The organism is Brachyspira alvinipulli ATCC 51933 (genome assembly GCF_000518245.1).
Lineage (GTDB): Bacteria > Spirochaetota > Brachyspiria > Brachyspirales > Brachyspiraceae > Brachyspira > Brachyspira alvinipulli.
In genome coordinates this window covers 295865-314054 of the sequence record NZ_KI912402.1, presented here as the reverse complement: position 1 = coordinate 314054, position 18190 = coordinate 295865, and the positions used below count along the sequence as shown (strand labels likewise).

Sequence of the window (18190 nt, the reverse complement as noted above, 5' to 3'; positions counted from 1 at the left end):
TTTACTATGGAGTTAAATGAATTAACTATAATTCAAATAAGAGAAAAATTAAAAAATAAGGAAATAGATGCTCCTACATTAGTTGATTCTATTATAAAAAAGATAGAAGCTGATGATAAAAGAGAAGATAAAATATTCGCTTATCTTGAAGTTTTTAAAGATGAAGCATTAGAACAAGCTAAAAAAGCGCAGGATAGAATAAACAACGGAGAAGATTTACCATTATTAGGTGTTCCTATAGCTATTAAAGATAATCTATGTTATAAAGATCATTTAATGACTGCTTCTTCAAAAATGCTTGAAGGTTATAAAGCACCTTATACAGCTCCTACAGTTCAAAGATTAATAGATAATGGAGCTATTATAATAGGCAGAACTAATATGGATGAATTTGCTATGGGAGGAACTACAGAAACTTCCAATTATGGCATAACTAGAAACCCTATAAACAGAAATCATGTACCAGGAGGATCTTCTGGTGGTTCTGCTGCTGCTGTTGCCGCTAACTTTGCTTTTGGAGCTTTGGGAAGCGATACAGGAGGTTCTATAAGACAGCCTGCATCATTCTGCGGAATAGTTGGTGTTAAACCTACTTATGGAAGAGTACCTAGGCTTGGATGTATAGCTATGGCAAGCAGTTTGGATCAAGTAGGACCATTAACTAAAGATGTTAAAGATGCTGCTTTAATGACTAAAGTTATAGCTGGTTTTGATCCTAAAGAGTCTACTACATTAAATATTCCTGTTCCTGATTATGTTTCTGCTTTAGACGGTAATATTAAAGGTATGAAAATAGGACTTGCTAAAGAGTATTATGATACAGATTTAATAGCACATGATGTAAAAGAAAATATAATGGATGCTATTGGAAAATTAAAAGATCAAGGTGCTGAAATAGTTGATATTAGTCTTCCTAATGCTAAATATGGTTCAAGAGTTTATACTGCTGTTATGGCCGTTGAAGTAGCATCAAATATGGGAAGATATGATGGAATAAGATACGGTTATCACCCTAAAGGCGATTTCAATTTAGACGAATATTATTATACTTCAAGAAGCGTAGGACTTGCTTTTGAAACTAGAGCTAGAATACTATTTGGAACTTTAATGACTGGTAAAAGATTCTTCTACAGTCATTATCAACATGCATTAAAAGTAAGAAAATTAATGCAGATGGATTTTGATAATGCATTCAAGAATGTTGATGTTATCATATCCCCTTCATCTCCTGTAACTGCTGGACTTTTAGGTACAAGAGATCAAACTGACAGTGCTTTAAGTTTCTTAGCTGACAGTTATACTTCTAATATAAACTTGGTTGGACTTCCTGCAATGAGTGTACCTTGCGGTGTAGATAAAAACAATATGCCTATAGGTATACAGTTTATAACTAAACAGTTTGACGAAGTATCAATGTTCAAAATGGCTTATGCTCATGAATTATTAAATAAATAATATAAAATTTAAATAAATAAAATAAAGCATTGATTTTAATAATCTTTGCTTTATTTTTTTATTATATATTTATAAATGAATAAGTATTTCTTTTATCAGAATCATTTGTAATAACAGCAATTAAATCATTATTTTCATTATTCAAAACTAAGTATTTATTTTTTATCTCTAAAGTTTCAATCATTTTAGTATTGCCGCATAATATTTGCTTTACTGTTTCTTTATCTTCTATAACAATATTATCAAAATCTTTAAACATCTCAGAAAAAGAAAGTATATTATCACTGCTTATATTTTCTATATTACAAGCCATATCTATATTATATTTACCTATAGAACATCTTGTAAGACTTTTAGTATAGGCAAGATTATTTGTAATAATGCCTATATCTCTAATGATAGACCTTATATAAGTACCTTTGCTTACAGATGTTTTTATTTTGAAATATGGATAATTGTATTCAAGAAGCTCAATATTATTAATGCATACATTTACACTTTTTAATTCAAATTTTTCATTAGCTCTAGCCATATCATAAGCTCTTTTACCATTTATTTTTTTAGCACTATATATAGGCGGTTTTTGTATAATATTTCCAGAAAAATTTGTTTTTATAATTTTATCTAATTCTTCAAAACTTAATATATTTTTAGAATCTGATATGGCTAAAACATTTCCCTCTACATCATCTGTATCCCTGCTTTCACCAAAAACACCTTCTGCAATATATTCTTTAGACATATCATCAAATAAGAAAAAAAGTTTAGTGTATCTTCCAAAAGCAAGTATTAAAACTCCATCTGCGAAAGGATCCAATGTTCCTACATGCCCTATTCTCTTTTCTATTATATTATATTCTTCTCTAAAATGTTTTTTAATTTTTTTTATGGCATCAAATGAGGTTATTCCAATAGGTTTATTAACTATACAAAATCCTTTAAGCAAATTAAACCTACCCTCTTATTATCTGCAGTGAATTAAAATAAATATTTAAAATATTATCTGATATATTATAAATAGTATCATACCTTTTTGAAAATAAATTCTCTCCTATAGACTTAACTAAATCATCTATAGTTTCTATATTATGTCTTAAAGTTCCAAGCTGTTCTTGAGATAAATGAAGTAAATGAATATTACTTTTATCAAATTCTGATATTGTTGTTTTTGTGGCATTATCAAGCAAATAATAAACAACCAATAACTTCTCTTCCTCTTCCTGAGTAAGTATAGTATTAGAAGAACTATATATTTTTGATAATTCATACATTCTAAATGCTGTTTTATATATAGAATTTAAATTATCAAAAAACCAATTTACATTATTTCTTTTCCTCAAATCTGATAAAACATATTTTATATCATGCAGTATAGAGTATCCTGCACTCTCATCCTCTCCGCTGGATATATAGTAATGCGAACGTATTAATATGTCCTGCAAACTGTCAAAATCTGCTTTCCATTGAGGATCTTCTGTATTAACACTATAATATTTATTTTTAAAATCATCCCATACTATTATAAATTTCTCTATAACTTCTTTTCCATTAGAATTATTTGAATCTCTAATATTTAAAAGAGCATCAATATAGGATTTGTCTAAAGATGCCATATCTTCAAGAAAATTATCCTCTTGCTTGGCACATGAAGTAAAAATTGCAATAAACAATGCTGATAAAATAATTAATTTTATTTTCAATATATAATCTCCATTTTTTACAATTATTAATATTATCAAGTTAAAATAATTAATATATTAAAGGATAACCTATTATAAACTATGAAAAAAAACAATACAAATTTTTTATTGATATTTTTTATATTTCTATCAATTATAACAGTATCATGTTCAAAAAGCAATGTAAAAAAGGGAATATTATATTCAAAATCATACAGCGATGTAAATTATGATGCCAGCAAATCAAAAGCAATAGACGGTATATATTACTCTATAGCCGAACAGACAGCTCAATCAATAAACAGAAATGATTTTAATGTAGTTGCTGTACATTTAAAAGATAAAAATTTAATAGATTTTGATAATAAAGACATAGCGAATATAAAACAATATGAAAAAGATAATAATTTCTACACTGAAATAAAAGTGAAAGATGATACAATATACGAAAAAACTTTGGAAGCATTAAAACTTATAAAAAAAGAAGGCTCTGTAGAAGAAAAATTTTTTAGAGCAAATGCCTCTATAGAAATAACAGATAATTTAAGTGCTTATACAAGACAAATACTTACTCAAAATGCCTTAAAAAGAGCTTACAAATCTTTATACAACATATTAATAGATTCTGGAATAGAAGTTGATAATGCTGTTAAATTAACAAATAATGCCTATATACTAGAAGAAAGCTATACTTCAAATGAATACAATGTTGTAATAGAAACAGAATTAGAATAATATTCATGCATCATGAAAATGATTATATATATTATTAGCCACTTTATAGCTTATACCGGGTATATTACGTATACTTTCTAATGAAGCCTTTTTTATATTATCAATATTGATAAAATGGGCATATAATTTCTCTATAGTTTTTTTACCAAGTCCTTCAATATTTTCAAGTTCGCTTTTAACCATTTCTCTGCTTCTTTTCTTTCCATGACTTGTATTAACAAATCTATGAGTTTCATCCCTAACTTTCTGCAAAAAAAGTCTTGCAGGTTCATTATCATTTAACTGCACAGGTTTATCTCTATTAGGTAAATATATCTCTTCAAATTTTTTAGCAAGTGCCATTATAGGCTGTCCCTTTATATCAAGTTCTTTCAAAGCCTCTATAGCAGAATTAAGCTGTCCGCGTCCTCCATCTATTAATATTAAATCTGGAAATGTTAGATTCTCTTCTTTAAGCCTTTTATACCTTCTATAAACAGCCTCTTTTATAGAAGCAAAATCATCTATTCCTGTAACTGTTTTCATATTAAATATTCTGTAATTCTTATTGTCTGATACCCCATTTACAAACCTAACCATTCCTGCCATAGTATAACTTCCCTGAATATGTGCTATATCAAATGATTCTATTATTGTAGGAGCACGCTTCAATTTAAATATTTCCTGAAGCCTTGTTATTCCTAAAGGTATTTCTCTTACAAGTGCCTTTTCTTTAAATAAATGCTTAGCATTCTCATTTGCTATATTCATAAGGCCTTTTTTAGTATTATCTAATTTAATATCAACATCTCTTCCAGATATTTTTTTTAAATAATCTTTTATAACATCAGCATCTATAATTGGAAAATCAGTTGATATTGATGCAGGTATCAAATTAGCATGAGTATAATATTGTGTAAAGAATGCAGATATAACCTCAGAATATTTTGATACTTTTTTATCATCATAATAATCATCTTCAATATTTTCTGCAGCCTGCATATTAAAAGTTTTTCTATCTATAAGTTTGCCACCTTTAACAGATAAAATAACTATTATATAATTTCCATTCTCCCCATAAGCACCTATTATATCTATGTCATCACTTTCTGGTATATAAATGCTCTGTTCTACAGTTATATATTTAAGCAAATCTATTTTATCTCTTAAATCCTTTGCAGCTTCAAATTCTAATTTTTCTGTATGCTGAAACATATCTTGCTTAAGTTTAGCAACAAGTTCATCAACATTCCCTTCAAGCACCATAATAGCTTCTTCTATTGTTTTATCATAATCTTCTTCATTAATTAAATTAGCACAAGGAGCTGTACATTTTCCTATATGATGATAGAGGCAAGGTCTTATAGGTCTTTTTAAAGGAAAATCATACTTACATCTTCTTAATTTAAAATTATCAACTATAAATTTAACTATATTATCTGCTTTCTCAGCAGCAACATAAGGTCCGTAATATCTTTTATATTTGCTTGCATTTTCTTTATCTATAACATTTCTAGCCTTAATAACCCTAGGAAAATGCTCATTTGTAACAGCTATAAATGGAAATGATTTCTGGTCTTTAAGCAATATATTATAATGAGGCTTATGCTTTCTTATCATTTCAGCTTCTAATATCAAAGCCTCAACTTCATTCTCTGTCAATATATAATCAATATATCTTATATGATCAACAAGTGCTGTAGTTTTAGCATCTTTATTAGAATTATTAAAATATGATGATACTCTTTTTTTTAGAGATTTTGCCTTACCTATATAAATTATAGCAGAATTGATGTCTTTCATAAAGTATACACCAGATTTATCTGGTATACGCTTTAATTTATCATATATATAGCTTTTAACTTCTTGATTCATAATTGCATTATATAAAATAACAGCAAAAATTTCAAAATTTTAATAATTATTTATTTATAACACTATTTACTAAATCCAATTTATTTGTACTATTATAGAAGCATCTTCCCATAATAACTTTCTCAGCTCCATTATCTATACATTTGAAAGCTCTATCTATATCTAATGCTCCATCAACAGATATAATTATATTACTACTATTCAAAATATATGAAGCTTTCTTTATAGTTTCAAAACTATCCTCTATAAATGCACTATTTTTAACACCAGGTTTTGCAGTCATAATAAGAATTTCATCAATAAAATCTAAATACCTTTCTATTTCCAAAATATCATTTTCTGGAGAAATCACTATTGATGATTTTATCCCTGCACTTCTTATATACTTCAAAATATCTATAGTATTATTATATGATTCTACTCCAATATGTATTGCTATAGAATTCAAATCAAATTTTGAAAATTCTCTTACAGTTTATTTCAAATTATAAGTCATCAAATGAACATCTATAGGTATGCTCGTATAATCAACTACATATTCTAAATCATGTATACTTAATCCAGTCATAGGTACAAATTTTCCATCCATAACATCAAAATGCAAATATGTTACATTATATTCTTTAGCTTCATTTAACGAATCAAGCATATTATCATGATTTGAAGAAAATATTGATAAAGAAAAAGCAGACATTATATCTTCTCTTCAGAATATAAAATTTTTCCTGTAAGTTTTCTTCCTACAGCACCGCCTGGATGTATTAGACTAAAATCTTCTTTAGAGAAACCTTTTTCTTTCATAATTGTAATTATTACAGCATCAAATATAGCTATTAATACAATAATACTTGAAGTTGCTAAAAGATTAAAATTATCAGCTTCTTTTGAAATTTTCAATTTAAAGAATATATCACTCTCTTTTGCAAGAGAAGAATTTTCATTTTCTGTTATTCCTATTAAAAGTGATTTTTTTTGTTTTATAGCTGGAATCATAGATGTTAATTCCATTGTTTCTCCGCCCTTAGACAATAATATTACTATATCTTCTTTTTGAACTAATCCCAATCCTCCATGAACCGCATCAGAAGGACTTAAAAATACTGAAGGACATTCTGTACATGAAAGTGTATGAGCTATTTTTTTAGCAGCTTCCCCTGAAGTTCCGCATCCGGAAATAATAATTTTACCTTTACAATTCATTATAGCATCTACTATTGAATCTAAAACTTTTTCATCATAATTATTCAATACCTCTAATATGCTGTCACTTTCTGCTTTTAATACATAGTCTATACTATCTCTTCTATCTTTATTCATAAATATCTCCTTTTATTTATTTTGTTAAAATACCGATTCTCTTAAATTAGTAACTGTAATATCACTGCCTTTTAAAACTATATCTCTGCATTGTCCATCTTTAAATATTATAACTCTATCAGCAGTTTCTACTAATTCTTCTTCTTCACTTGAAACTATAATTATTGATTTACCTAATTTACCTAATGATTTTATTATATTATAAATATCAGCCTTAGCTCCTAAATCAACACCTTTTGTAGGTTCATCCAACAATAATAAATTTGAATTTTCTTCTATTATTCTAGCCAATAATGCCTTTTGCTGATTTCCTCCAGATAAAGATTTAATACTATTATAAACATTTCCTCTTATTTGAATTTTTTCTAATGTATTTAATATTTGCTTATCTAATTTTTTATAATTCAAATTAAATCCATTACTAAATCTTTGCAAAGAAGTTATAGATGAATTTATAATAGCTGACATTAAAGGTATAATACCAAAATGTTTTCTATCTTCTGTTAAATATGATATTCCATTCTTTATAGAATGCAAAGGATCTTTAGGTTCATATTTATTGCCGTCTATTAATATATCTCCAGAATCTGCTTTATAAAGACCATACATAGTATGACAAAAACTAGTTCTTCCTGATCCTACTAATCCATAAATCCCTAAAATTTCTCCTTTGTAAGATTTTAAATTGATATTCTTTAATTTTAAAGTTGATAAATTTTTTACTTCCAAAAAAGGTTTAGTATAATCAATATTAAATTCATTATCCGTTTTACTATATATCAATTCTTTTTCATTTTCCTTTTTTCCTATTATAGAATCAACAATATCTTTTTTAGAAAAATTACCGCTTTTAGCATTAAACAGCATTCTTCCGCCAGACATGACAGATACTTCATCGCAATATGGCAAAACTTCATCTATTTTATGAGATACTATTGCAACTCCAATATTGTTCTCTCTTACTATCTTTTGAACATCTTTCAATAAAATATCTGCCTGTTTACTTTCAAGTGCTGTTGTAGGTTCATCCAATATAATAAATTTAGCTTTTCTATCCAAATTGATTATAACTTCTATTATTTGTTTTATTGGATGTGTTAGATTCTTTACATACTCTTTTGGATTAACATTTATATTATGTTTCTCCAGCAATTGTTTAGAATACTCAAGCATATACTTTTCATTGATAATACCAAATTTATTTGCAAATTCTCTTCCCAAAAATATATTTTCCATAACTGTTAAATCAGGTATAAGTCTAAGTTCTTGATAAACACAAGCTATTCCAGAAGACAAAGCAACTTGAGGAGAAGACAAAGTAATAGTTTCTCCATTCAATTGTAATGTACCATCTTCAGGTTTTTCAACTCCAGCCATAACTTTTAATAAAGTAGATTTTCCTGCCCCATTATGTCCAAATAAACCATGAATAGTACCAGATTGTATTCTAAAATTTATACCATGTAAAATTCTTACACCAGAATATTCTTTTCTTATATTGCAAGCATCATAAGAATCTAACATAATTCCTCCTAAAAATAATTAATACGCAAATGGTAAAACTTCAGCCGCATTATCTTTGTTTACTAATAAAGGAGGGCTATTTAATATATATTCGATATTATTAGTATCACCACTTAAATATTTTTTAACACTATCTGTAGCTAATCTAGCTAATTTATCAGGCTCCTGTATAGCACCAGCAATTATATCCCCTTTTTGTATTAATTGAACACCTGCTTTATCTACAAAAGCATATAATTTTACTTTATCTTTTAATCCTAATTGTGATATAGCAGCAGCAGCACCTAAAGCAGCAGGCTCTGTATCAGCAAATACTACATTCATATCTGGATTACCCTGAAGCAGCTTTTTCAAAACCTGTATCTCTAGCCATAGCAGAAATAGAAGTTGGTTCTCCTACAATACCAACTATAATTGAAGCTGTAGTTCCCATATCTTTTATTAATTGTTCACCAATATAATATCCGCCAGCTTCTTGATCTGTTTGTATACCCTGTATCATAACAGCGTTTTGCTCTTTCATACCATCTGAATCTGGTAATATATTAATTGTAAATACAGGAATATTAGCCTTATTTAACTCTAATATTTGAGATACACCAGGACCAGAACTAACATGATTCAATACAACAGCATCTACCTTTTGTTCTATAAAACTTTGAACATGTGAAAGCTGTTTAGCATCATCATTATCTGCTATTAACACTCTAATTGTAAATCCATTTGAAGCTCCATATTCTTCAAAAGTTTTTTTCATAGTTATGTAATATGGATTTGTAATATTAGGAAGGCTTATTCCTACAACTTTTTGAGCAGAAGTATCAGAAGCCCCCCCTCTGTTACAAGATATTAGCATAACACCTATTAGAAAAAATAATGCTGCCTTTTTTAACATATAAATCTCCTTAAAATAATTATTTTTTAATAAAAGTTAATAATTAACTATTATTTTTTTTGAATATCTTTTTAAATATTGTTTTATCAAATGATTTTGTAGTGTCTATAATTACACCTATCAAAATAATTACCCCTATAACTAAAGGCTGCCAATAAGCACTTACATTCATAACATTCATTAAATTTGATATGGAAGCTATCATAACAGCACCTATCATAGCACCTAGTATTGTACCTATCCCACCAAATAAACTAACACCTCCTACAACAGCACCTGCTATAGAGAAAAATAATTCCTCCCCTCTTCCGGCTGTAGGATATCCAACCATTAATCTTGAACCATATATTAAACCTCCGCATGCTGCACATAATCCGCTAATAGCATAAACAAGCATAATTGTTTTAGATATGTTAATACCTGCTAATCTTGATGAGTCAGCATTTCCTCCAACAGCATATATATGTACACCTTTTACAGTTCTTTTTAGAAAATATGAAGATATTATAGCAGCAATTATTAAGGCTATAACAGGAAAAGGTATTGAAAAAATTCTTCCTTGACCTATAAAACTATAGGCAGTGTCTGTAACTCTTATAGAATTTGCTTTTGTAATAATTTGAGGAATTGAAGCAGCAACTCCTTGCATGCAAAAGTAACTATAAATGGAGGAACCTTAGTTTTTGATATAATAAAACCATTAACAAATCCAGTAAATGCTCCAATTGCTAATACTAAAATAACAGCAATATACCATGCCAATTGAAGATATTCCATAAATACAGCAGCCAAAACACATGTCATTGCAACTATAGAACCTGTTGATAAATCTATACCTCCTGTAAGCAATACAAATGTCTGCCCCAAACATAAGAAACATATTACTGATCCATTAAGCAATAATATCAAAATATTAGAAACAGTTAAAAAATTGGGTGTTGCAATAAATCCAACCAATAATACCAAAAGCATTACTATGGCTATTCCTGTTTCATTTGGTAATTTTATTTTCTTATTTTCCATAAATATACTCCTCATATTTTTTAGCATAGAAATGATATGATTCTCTTATAGATTTAAAATCAACATCTCTTGGGGAAGATACCTTATCTATATTTAAAGCCCATTCATTCATTAATTTCTGTATATCAATATTTTTATAAGAACTTACAGCATACAAAGCAGCACCGGCAGCTACTGTCTCTACATATTGACAAGTATAAATATCTTTTGATGATAGATCTGATAAAAATTGTCTGTATGCAGTACTTTTTGATCCGCCACCGGTAACTATTATTTTTCCACTATCTTCAACCCCTACACTTTTTAATATATCCAATCCATCTAGTAAATTACATACAACACCTTTTATCGCTGTACTTGCTATATTTTCTCTTGAAATATCGCTTCTCATACCGGTAAAAAATCCTGAGGCTAAAGGAAGATTAGGTGAACGCTCTCCATCTAAATAAGGAACCAAATTTAATCCATTATCCAATTTATCGCTTAATGCTAAATTATCAAATTCTTCAAAAGATACATTTAAAATTCTTCTAAAAGCATCTGTAACTTTTGAGGAATTTAATGTTGTAAACATTGGAATAAATCTATCTGTAGCATCAGCATATAAATTTAACATACCATTACATGAATTTTTTATAGATTTTTTTGTTACAGAATATACAGTTCCGCTAGTACCTATAGATATTACTGTATCTCCTTCTTTACAATTTAATCCTATTGCTGCTGCCATGTTATCTCCAGTACCCATTCCTACAACAGCACCTTGAAGCTCTTTAAGCTCATCTATAAATTTTACTTCTCCAGCTATAGAATTAGAAGGATAAATTTTTGGAAGTTTATCGCTTATATCGGTTTTAAGACATTTTTTTAATATCTCATAATCATATTCATTAGTATAAGGATTTAAATACCCCGTACCTGATCCTCCGCCTCTTTCTGTAACAAAATTACCAGTAAGTTTAAAAATTAAATAATCTGCAGGAAGCATTATATATTTTGCTTTTTCCAAAATATTACTATAATGCTCTTCTGTCCATACGAGTTTTGATATTGTCAATGCAGGTCCTGGTATAGATCCTGTATGACTTTCCCAATAACTATCTTCTATTATTTTTCTTATATCATCAGCATTTTTTGAAGATTCTGTATCATTCCATAATTTAGCTTTTCTTAATGAATTAGAATTTTCATCTAAAATAACAAGACCATGACCTTGCCCTCCTACAGCTATACAAGCTATTCTAGGCAAATATTCTTTCAAAGTATTAAAACACTCTATTAATGCATTCCACCAATCCTCAGGAAGCTGTTCACTGCATGGAGGATATGTTGGCATGTGCTTTGCTCTAGATTCAGCTATTATTTTACCATCTGATAAATTTCTTAGAACAACAGTGCATGACTGTGTAGAAGAATCTATACCCGCTGCTATATCTCTAATCATAAAAAACCTCTATAATTTATATTTTATTTATATTGATTACTTTCTCTGTCTTTTTAATAAAATGATCACAATTCCTATTAGACTTAGTTACTACCCCCAAATATAATGCTTCTATAATAGCCTGATCTGCTACCCTTCTTGAAACTATATCTCTGCCGACTGTAAAATCCGATGCTGATATATATATTGGTATATCAACATATTTTAAAATAGATGATTTATTCATATGAGTTAAACATATAGTAGTAGCCCCACATTCCTTAGCTATTTTTATAGATTTCACTATATTACTAGAAGCACCCGAATAAGATATTGCCACAGCTACATCTCTATCAGTCATTAAACTAGATGTAATAAGCTGCAAATCAACATCTGTATAAGCGGAACATTTATAACCTATTCTTGAAAATTTTCTAAAAGCAAACTCTGCTACAATATGTGCATCACCAACACCAAAAAAATGTACATTCTCAGCATTAATAATAGCATCCAATGCTTTTTGATAATTATCAGATGATAATGCCAAAGTATCATTTAATGTTTTTATATTATCATTAATAACCTTTTTCAAAATATCTATAATTGAATCTTCAGAGGATATTTCTTGAGTAATATTTTGACTGCTATCTATAACAGCTTCAAGAAATGATTGTTTAAAACTTGAAAATCCATCATATCCCAATCTTTTACAAAATCTTATTATAGATGTGTCACTGCTTCCTATTTCCTGTGCCAATGTAAGCAAATTCATATTTCTTATATTTTCATAATTATCAAGTAAATATTTCGCTATCAACTTCTCAGCTTTAGGTAAAGTTGGCAATATAAAATTAATCTTTACAAAAATATCATTATTATTCATATTTTATTCTTAAAAACAAATATTTTATTTAATATAATTACAGTATAATCAAAAATAATTTCATTTTCAACTAATTTTATATTTTATTTTTATTTTTTTAAATCAGATATTATATTAAACAATAGCAAAAATTAACATCTAAATTATAAAAATGACAAATATTTGTTATATATGTAGCATATAACCTTATATTTTTAGCTTTAATATATTTAATACATATTAAATACAATATAATATTTTATTATAAATAATTTAAATCTTTTAATTTATTCAAAAATATAAAATAATTAAAAATATTTTCTTTGTTTTTTAATATAAAAAACGTGGAAAACTACAGTATAATATAATAAAAAAGTAATTATACTTGTGAAAATCATAGAATTTTAATATACAAAATAAAAATAGAACAATACTAATTCTTATATGTTTTATTTAAAAAATTAACCTGTAGCTTTATTTAACAATAAATGACAATTAGATTTGAAAAATTAGAATTTCAACTAAATATTTTAATTTATATTATTATTTACTGGAAGATTTAGTTTCCCAAGGAAATAAAAGCCAATTATCATGATTGATATTTTTATAACTGTATTTCGGCTTTATTTTACTCGTATGTTCTCTTACAAAAAGAGTTGCTATATCAAATTTCTGATCATCAAAATATCTTAGAGTTTCCCCTGTATCTGAAATATCATCCACTATAAGAGAATTTTTATTTTTTACTTTTAATCTCCAAACTTCTTCCATATTAAGAACCATAGGAATTTTAAGTCTATGAGAAAGCATAACAGCAGGTACAAGACCGCCCCTCGCAAGGCCGTATATTACCTCATAATGAATATTAGATTCTTCTATCTGTTTGGCTAAAACTTCAACAGCATCATCTATATCTGCCCAAGAAACTACATCATATTCCATAATACAATCCAATAATTATTTTTTAAGAACGCAAAGTTATATCAAATCTATTTTTCAACATTTCAAGCAATGATGCTTCTGTAGAATTAATATCATCCTCTCTTAAAGTTCTATTAGGATCATAATAAGTAATAGATATAGCTATTGACTGCTTTCCTTCTTCAACTTGCTCACCTATATATCTATCTACAACGCTAACATTTTGAACTATATTGTCAAATTTACTTATAGATTTAATAACTTTACTGAATTCTATATCTTTACTGCAAACTAAAGCTAAATCTCTAAATACTGCAGGATATTTTCCTATATCTTTTAATTTAGGTTTCTTAACTCTCTCTTTAACAAGCTTTAATGTTTTTCTAATATCAATATCCAAGAAATATACATCAGAATCAATATCAAATATCTTTAATAATTTAGGATGAAGTTTTCCAATAATTCCTATTTTTTCTCCAAAAATAACTATATCAGCAGACATAGTAGGTATAAACCAATTATGTTCTTTAGGAATCAAATTATAATCAGAACATTTTAAATCTTTAATCAAAAGTTCCTCTACAACACCGCTCATATCAAAGAAATCATAAGCTCTAGGCTCTTTATTCCATAATTTTTCCTGATAAAGTCCGAACATAACAGCAGAAAGATGCTTCTCTTCTACAAAAGATTCACCTTCTTTATAGAATATATTTCCTACTTCAAATAAAGCACCATTTTTATGCCTATGATTCTGATTATAAACAACGCTATTAAGAAGAGAGGCTAAAGTAGTAGGTCTTAAAACATCCATTTCACTAGTAAGAGGATTAACAACTTTTATTAATTTTGATTCATCAATACCCATAGCCTTAAATATATTGCTATCACCCATAGAATACTGCTTAGTTTCATAAAGACCATAAGAAGCCATTCTATATTTTACAAAACTTAACTCTTCATAATCTGTATTTATAGGATTACATTTTATATGAGGAACATTAGATTCTATATTATTATAACCATAAACTCTTGCAATCTCTTCTATTAAGTCCTCAGCTATAGATAAATCATGTCTGTAAAAAGGTATATCAACCTTCAAATTATTCCCACCAAGTGCTGCTGCCTTAAAACCATACCTTTTAAATATAGAAGAAATTTCCATTCTATTCATATTAAGACCTAAATATCTTTTTACAAGTCCGCAGTCAAACACTATTCTATTAGCTTCAAACTGTTTAACATTAACCTCTTTAGCTCTTGAAGCTATTTTACATCCATTATCAAAAGTCACTATTAAATCAACAACTCTATTTAAAGCAGCAAGAGTTAAAGTATGATCTATTTCTCTTTCAAATCTGTATGAAGCATCAGTTTTTGTATTTATAGCAATAGTAGATTTTTTTACTGCTATATGATCAAAATATGCACTTTCTATTAAGATGTTTTTAGTTTCAGGTTCAATTTTTGTACTATCACCGCCCATAACACCGGCAACACCTACAGGCTTTTCACTGTCAGCTATTACTAAAACTTCATCTGTAAGATTAACTTCTCTTCCATCCAATAGCTTTACTTTTTCTCCGTTTTTAGCATTTCTAACTATAATTTTACCATATTTTATTTTATCAAAATCATAAGCATGGAGAGGCTGACCATATTCAAGCATAACATAATTTGTAACATCAACTATATTATTTATTGGATTAATTCCGCACATTTTTAATCTTTTCTGCATCCAATCAGGAGAAGGTCCTACAGTTATATCTTTAATAAGTCTTCCAATATATTTAGAACAGCTCTCTTGATTTTCTATAGTAATATCTATATTTCCGCCAGCAGCATCATAAGTATTAACAGAAGGTATACTCACTCTTCTTTCCAATACTAAAGAACATTCACGGGCAAAACCTATTATACTAACTAAATCGCCTCTGTTTGCTGTAATTTCAACATTAAATATATGATCTGTACTTCCTACTATAGTAGATAGCGAATTTCCTAAAATATTTTCCTTATCAGCATGTACATTATCTATATCTTCATCTAATATCCAAATTCCATATATGCCTTCTATTTCATCATATCCAAGCTCAGTTCTTGAACAAATCATACCATTACTTTCAAAACCTCTTATAGAAGCCTTTTTTATGGTAAGACCATTAGGCAATTTAGCACCTATCATAGCTACAGGAACATATATGCCTTCTCTTACATTAGGAGCTCCGCAAACAATTGACAACACATCATCGCCGACATCAACCTTACACACACTTAATTTATCAGCATCAGGATGTTTATGAACCGATGTTATTTTACCAATAATAACCCCTGGTATATCTCCGCCTGTGGTTTCTATTGATGAAATTTCACTTCCTGCAAGTGTTATTTTTTGTGCAATTTCTTCTACACTAAAACCATCTAAATTAACAAATTCTTTAAGCCAACTTAATGGAACTCTCATTATTATATCCTCAACTTAATATAAAAAACTTATTTAAATATGATTACCACTGTTTCAAGAAATCTATATCATTCTCATAGAACATTCTAATATCAGTTATACCGTATTTTATCATAGCAACACGTTCTATACCCATACCAAAAGCAAAACCGGTATATTTATTAATATCATAACCTACATGTTTAAATACATTAGGATGAATCATGCCAGCTCCCATAAGTTCAAGCCATCCCTCACCACCGCAAGTTTTACATCCGCTTCCTCCGCATATTACACATGTAGCACTTAAATCAGCACCTGGCTCTACAAATGGAAAATAATCAGGTCTTAATCTTATTTGAGTTTTATCTCCAAACATCTTTTTACAGAATAATTCTAATATTCCTTTTAAATCATTAAAACTTATTCCGCTATCAACCATAAGTCCTTCAACTTGATGGAATACTGGAGAATGTTTTGAATCTATAGCATCTCTTCTAGCACATTTACCTGGAGAAACTACAGCTATAGGAGGCGGAGTTTCAAGCATAGTTCTTATCTGCATACCTGATGTATGAGTTCTAAGCACATGCTCCTTAGAAATAAAGAAAGAATCATGACTGTCTCTTGAAGGATGGTAATAAGGAATATTTAAAGCTTCAAAATTATGAAAATCATCCTCTATTTCATTACCCTCTACAACTCTAAAACCTATTTCTGTTAAAATAGATACTATTTCTTCTTCTACAATTGTTAATAAATTAACGCTTGCTGCCTTTGGTCTCCTTCCAGGCATAGTAATATCTATCTTATTTTTTTCCAGAGAAACTAGAAATTCTCTCTCTAATATTATATTTTTCTTTTCAGCTAAAGAATTTTCACAATAGTTTTTTATTTCGTTAATTTTTTTACCAAATTCTTTTTTCTGCTCTACATCCTCTATAGATGACAGATTTTTCAAAAGTTCTGTAATTTTCCCTTTACGCCCTAAATAATTAACTCTTATATCATCTATATCTGATTGAGTATTAGCATTTTCTATGCTATTCTTTAATGTATTATGAAGTTCCTCTAGATTCTCCATTGATTATTCCTATTGTTAAAATTAACTTTTATATTATAATACATCATAAAATTATTTTCAAGATAATTATTAATCAATATTATATAGCTTATAATTTACAAATTTTTGAGATATTTGCAATAAGAATTTTTGCTTTTTCTAAAATATTTTTACTATCTTTAGTATAATCATTAAATAGTATACTTTTTATATTTTCTTCAAAATTATCGGGTATTTTATCACATAATTTTAATACATATTGTACAAGTTTTTTCTCTCCAGGATGGAATTCTTTATTTAAAGCAAATAAAATATCAAAATATGATGATAATATAGCAGTAATTCTATGATTAATGCTTACAATATCATTACGCATAACAGCTTTTTCTAACTGTTCATAAAAAGATGATATTTTTTTAGCATACATAACATTATAATTTTTGTTTATTATATTCTCTTTTAATTTATCAGGGTATTCATTATTTAATTCTTCCTGAAAAGATTGAAAACATCCATTCTTATCATAAAGTATTTTAGAATGCTTAATATTGTATAAAAAAGCAGTTGTATATCCTATTTTAGAATTAAAATTTCTCCATACATAATCAATCTCTCCATCTATCCAAGATAAATCCCTATACATAAAATCCAAACATATACCATTTTCTTTTAATATCAATTCATCTCCATGCTCAAAATAATCATTTCCTATATCATAACAAGATGAATACTTTTCAGCAATTTTATTTCTGGCATTTATATCAACTCTATTTTTAGAATAAACATATATATCATAATCAGACATATTATCATTAATCAAACTTGTTTTAGAACCGGATAAAACTACAGCATCAATATCATTATTTTTTAATGCCTCTTTTATATACTCATCAATAATATAATTTATATTCATAAACAATACCCTTTTTATTACAATTTAATTATACTATAAATACAATTAAAATTATATATTTTATTATTATTTCTATTATACAG

17 protein-coding genes and 1 pseudogene are annotated in these 18190 nt (G+C 27.7%); 2 read left to right on the top strand and 16 right to left on the bottom strand.

All coding sequences use genetic code 11. The annotated features are described in order from the left end of the window. The first annotated feature begins 6 nt into the window (after positions 1-6). Positions 7-1455, top strand: a complete 1449-nt coding sequence (gene gatA, locus T324_RS0106280; RefSeq protein WP_028329459.1) for an Asp-tRNA(Asn)/Glu-tRNA(Gln) amidotransferase subunit GatA — start codon at positions 7-9, stop codon at positions 1453-1455. Positions 1456-1516: 61 nt separating this feature from the next. On the opposite strand, the gene truB is transcribed toward gatA, so the two are convergent. Continuing rightward, positions 1517-2401, bottom strand: coding sequence for a tRNA pseudouridine(55) synthase TruB (truB, locus tag T324_RS0106275; RefSeq protein WP_038375066.1), 885 nt, complete (start codon positions 2399-2401; stop codon positions 1517-1519). 7 nt (positions 2402-2408) lie between these two features. Then, entirely contained in the window at positions 2409-3155 is a 747-nt protein-coding gene (locus T324_RS0106270) for a hypothetical protein (RefSeq protein ID WP_028329457.1), read from the bottom strand. An 81-nt stretch (positions 3156-3236) separates the two neighbouring features. Here T324_RS0106270 and T324_RS0106265 point away from each other — a divergent pair, with 81 nt between their 5' ends. Next, on the top strand, positions 3237-3869 hold the full coding sequence (locus tag T324_RS0106265; RefSeq protein ID WP_028329456.1) for a hypothetical protein: 633 nt from the start codon (positions 3237-3239) through the stop codon (positions 3867-3869). Between the two features lie 3 nt (positions 3870-3872). Here T324_RS0106265 and uvrC read toward each other — a convergent pair whose 3' ends face one another. From uvrC to T324_RS0106200, 14 genes and pseudogenes are all read right to left on the bottom strand, one after another. Next, the gene (gene uvrC, locus T324_RS0106260; RefSeq protein WP_028329455.1) at positions 3873-5723 is read right to left on the bottom strand and encodes an excinuclease ABC subunit UvrC; all 1851 of its coding nucleotides are present in this window, start codon (positions 5721-5723) and stop codon (positions 3873-3875) included. A 46-nt stretch (positions 5724-5769) separates the two neighbouring features. Continuing rightward, positions 5770-6417, bottom strand: a pseudogene (locus T324_RS0106255) (ribulose-phosphate 3-epimerase). Next, entirely contained in the window at positions 6417-7040 is a 624-nt protein-coding gene (locus T324_RS0106245) for a KpsF/GutQ family sugar-phosphate isomerase (protein WP_028329452.1), read from the bottom strand. Before T324_RS0106245 ends, T324_RS0106255 begins: the two are co-directional and overlap by 1 nt. A gap of 24 nt (positions 7041-7064) precedes the next feature. Continuing rightward, complete coding sequence (locus tag T324_RS0106240) at positions 7065-8564, bottom strand: sugar ABC transporter ATP-binding protein (RefSeq protein WP_038375064.1); 1500 nt, start codon at positions 8562-8564, stop codon at positions 7065-7067. An 18-nt stretch (positions 8565-8582) separates the two neighbouring features. Further along, positions 8583-8888 (bottom strand): type 1 periplasmic-binding domain-containing protein, encoded by a 306-nt coding sequence (locus T324_RS18760; RefSeq protein ID WP_211232582.1) that lies wholly within the window; start codon positions 8886-8888, stop codon positions 8583-8585. Positions 8889-8895: 7 nt separating this feature from the next. Further along, entirely contained in the window at positions 8896-9459 is a 564-nt protein-coding gene (locus tag T324_RS18755; RefSeq protein ID WP_211232581.1) for a substrate-binding domain-containing protein, read from the bottom strand. A 43-nt stretch (positions 9460-9502) separates the two neighbouring features. Continuing rightward, on the bottom strand, positions 9503-10108 hold the full coding sequence (locus T324_RS18255) for an ABC transporter permease (RefSeq protein ID WP_211232580.1): 606 nt from the start codon (positions 10106-10108) through the stop codon (positions 9503-9505). Further along, positions 10054-10482: an ABC transporter permease gene (locus T324_RS18250; protein ID WP_211232579.1), complete on the bottom strand. Its 429-nt coding sequence runs from the start codon at positions 10480-10482 to the stop codon at positions 10054-10056. The genes T324_RS18255 and T324_RS18250 overlap by 55 nt, the downstream gene beginning before the upstream one ends. Continuing rightward, a complete protein-coding gene (locus T324_RS0106225) occupies positions 10472-11926 on the bottom strand; it encodes a xylulokinase (RefSeq protein ID WP_028329450.1) in 1455 nt (484 codons plus the stop codon). The genes T324_RS18250 and T324_RS0106225 overlap by 11 nt, the downstream gene beginning before the upstream one ends. Positions 11927-11942: 16 nt before the next feature. Then, a complete protein-coding gene (locus T324_RS0106220; protein ID WP_028329449.1) occupies positions 11943-12788 on the bottom strand; it encodes a MurR/RpiR family transcriptional regulator in 846 nt (281 codons plus the stop codon). 522 nt (positions 12789-13310) lie between these two features. After that, positions 13311-13709, bottom strand: a complete 399-nt coding sequence (locus tag T324_RS0106215) for a phosphoribosyltransferase (RefSeq protein WP_028329448.1) — start codon at positions 13707-13709, stop codon at positions 13311-13313. A 22-nt stretch (positions 13710-13731) separates the two neighbouring features. Further along, a complete protein-coding gene (gene pheT / locus T324_RS0106210) occupies positions 13732-16152 on the bottom strand; it encodes a phenylalanine--tRNA ligase subunit beta (RefSeq protein WP_028329447.1) in 2421 nt (806 codons plus the stop codon). A 43-nt stretch (positions 16153-16195) separates the two neighbouring features. Continuing rightward, positions 16196-17215, bottom strand: a complete 1020-nt coding sequence (pheS, locus tag T324_RS0106205; protein ID WP_028329446.1) for a phenylalanine--tRNA ligase subunit alpha — start codon at positions 17213-17215, stop codon at positions 16196-16198. Positions 17216-17303: 88 nt separating this feature from the next. Continuing rightward, complete coding sequence (locus T324_RS0106200; protein ID WP_028329445.1) at positions 17304-18107, bottom strand: DUF4037 domain-containing protein; 804 nt, start codon at positions 18105-18107, stop codon at positions 17304-17306. Positions 18108-18190 lie beyond the last annotated feature (83 nt).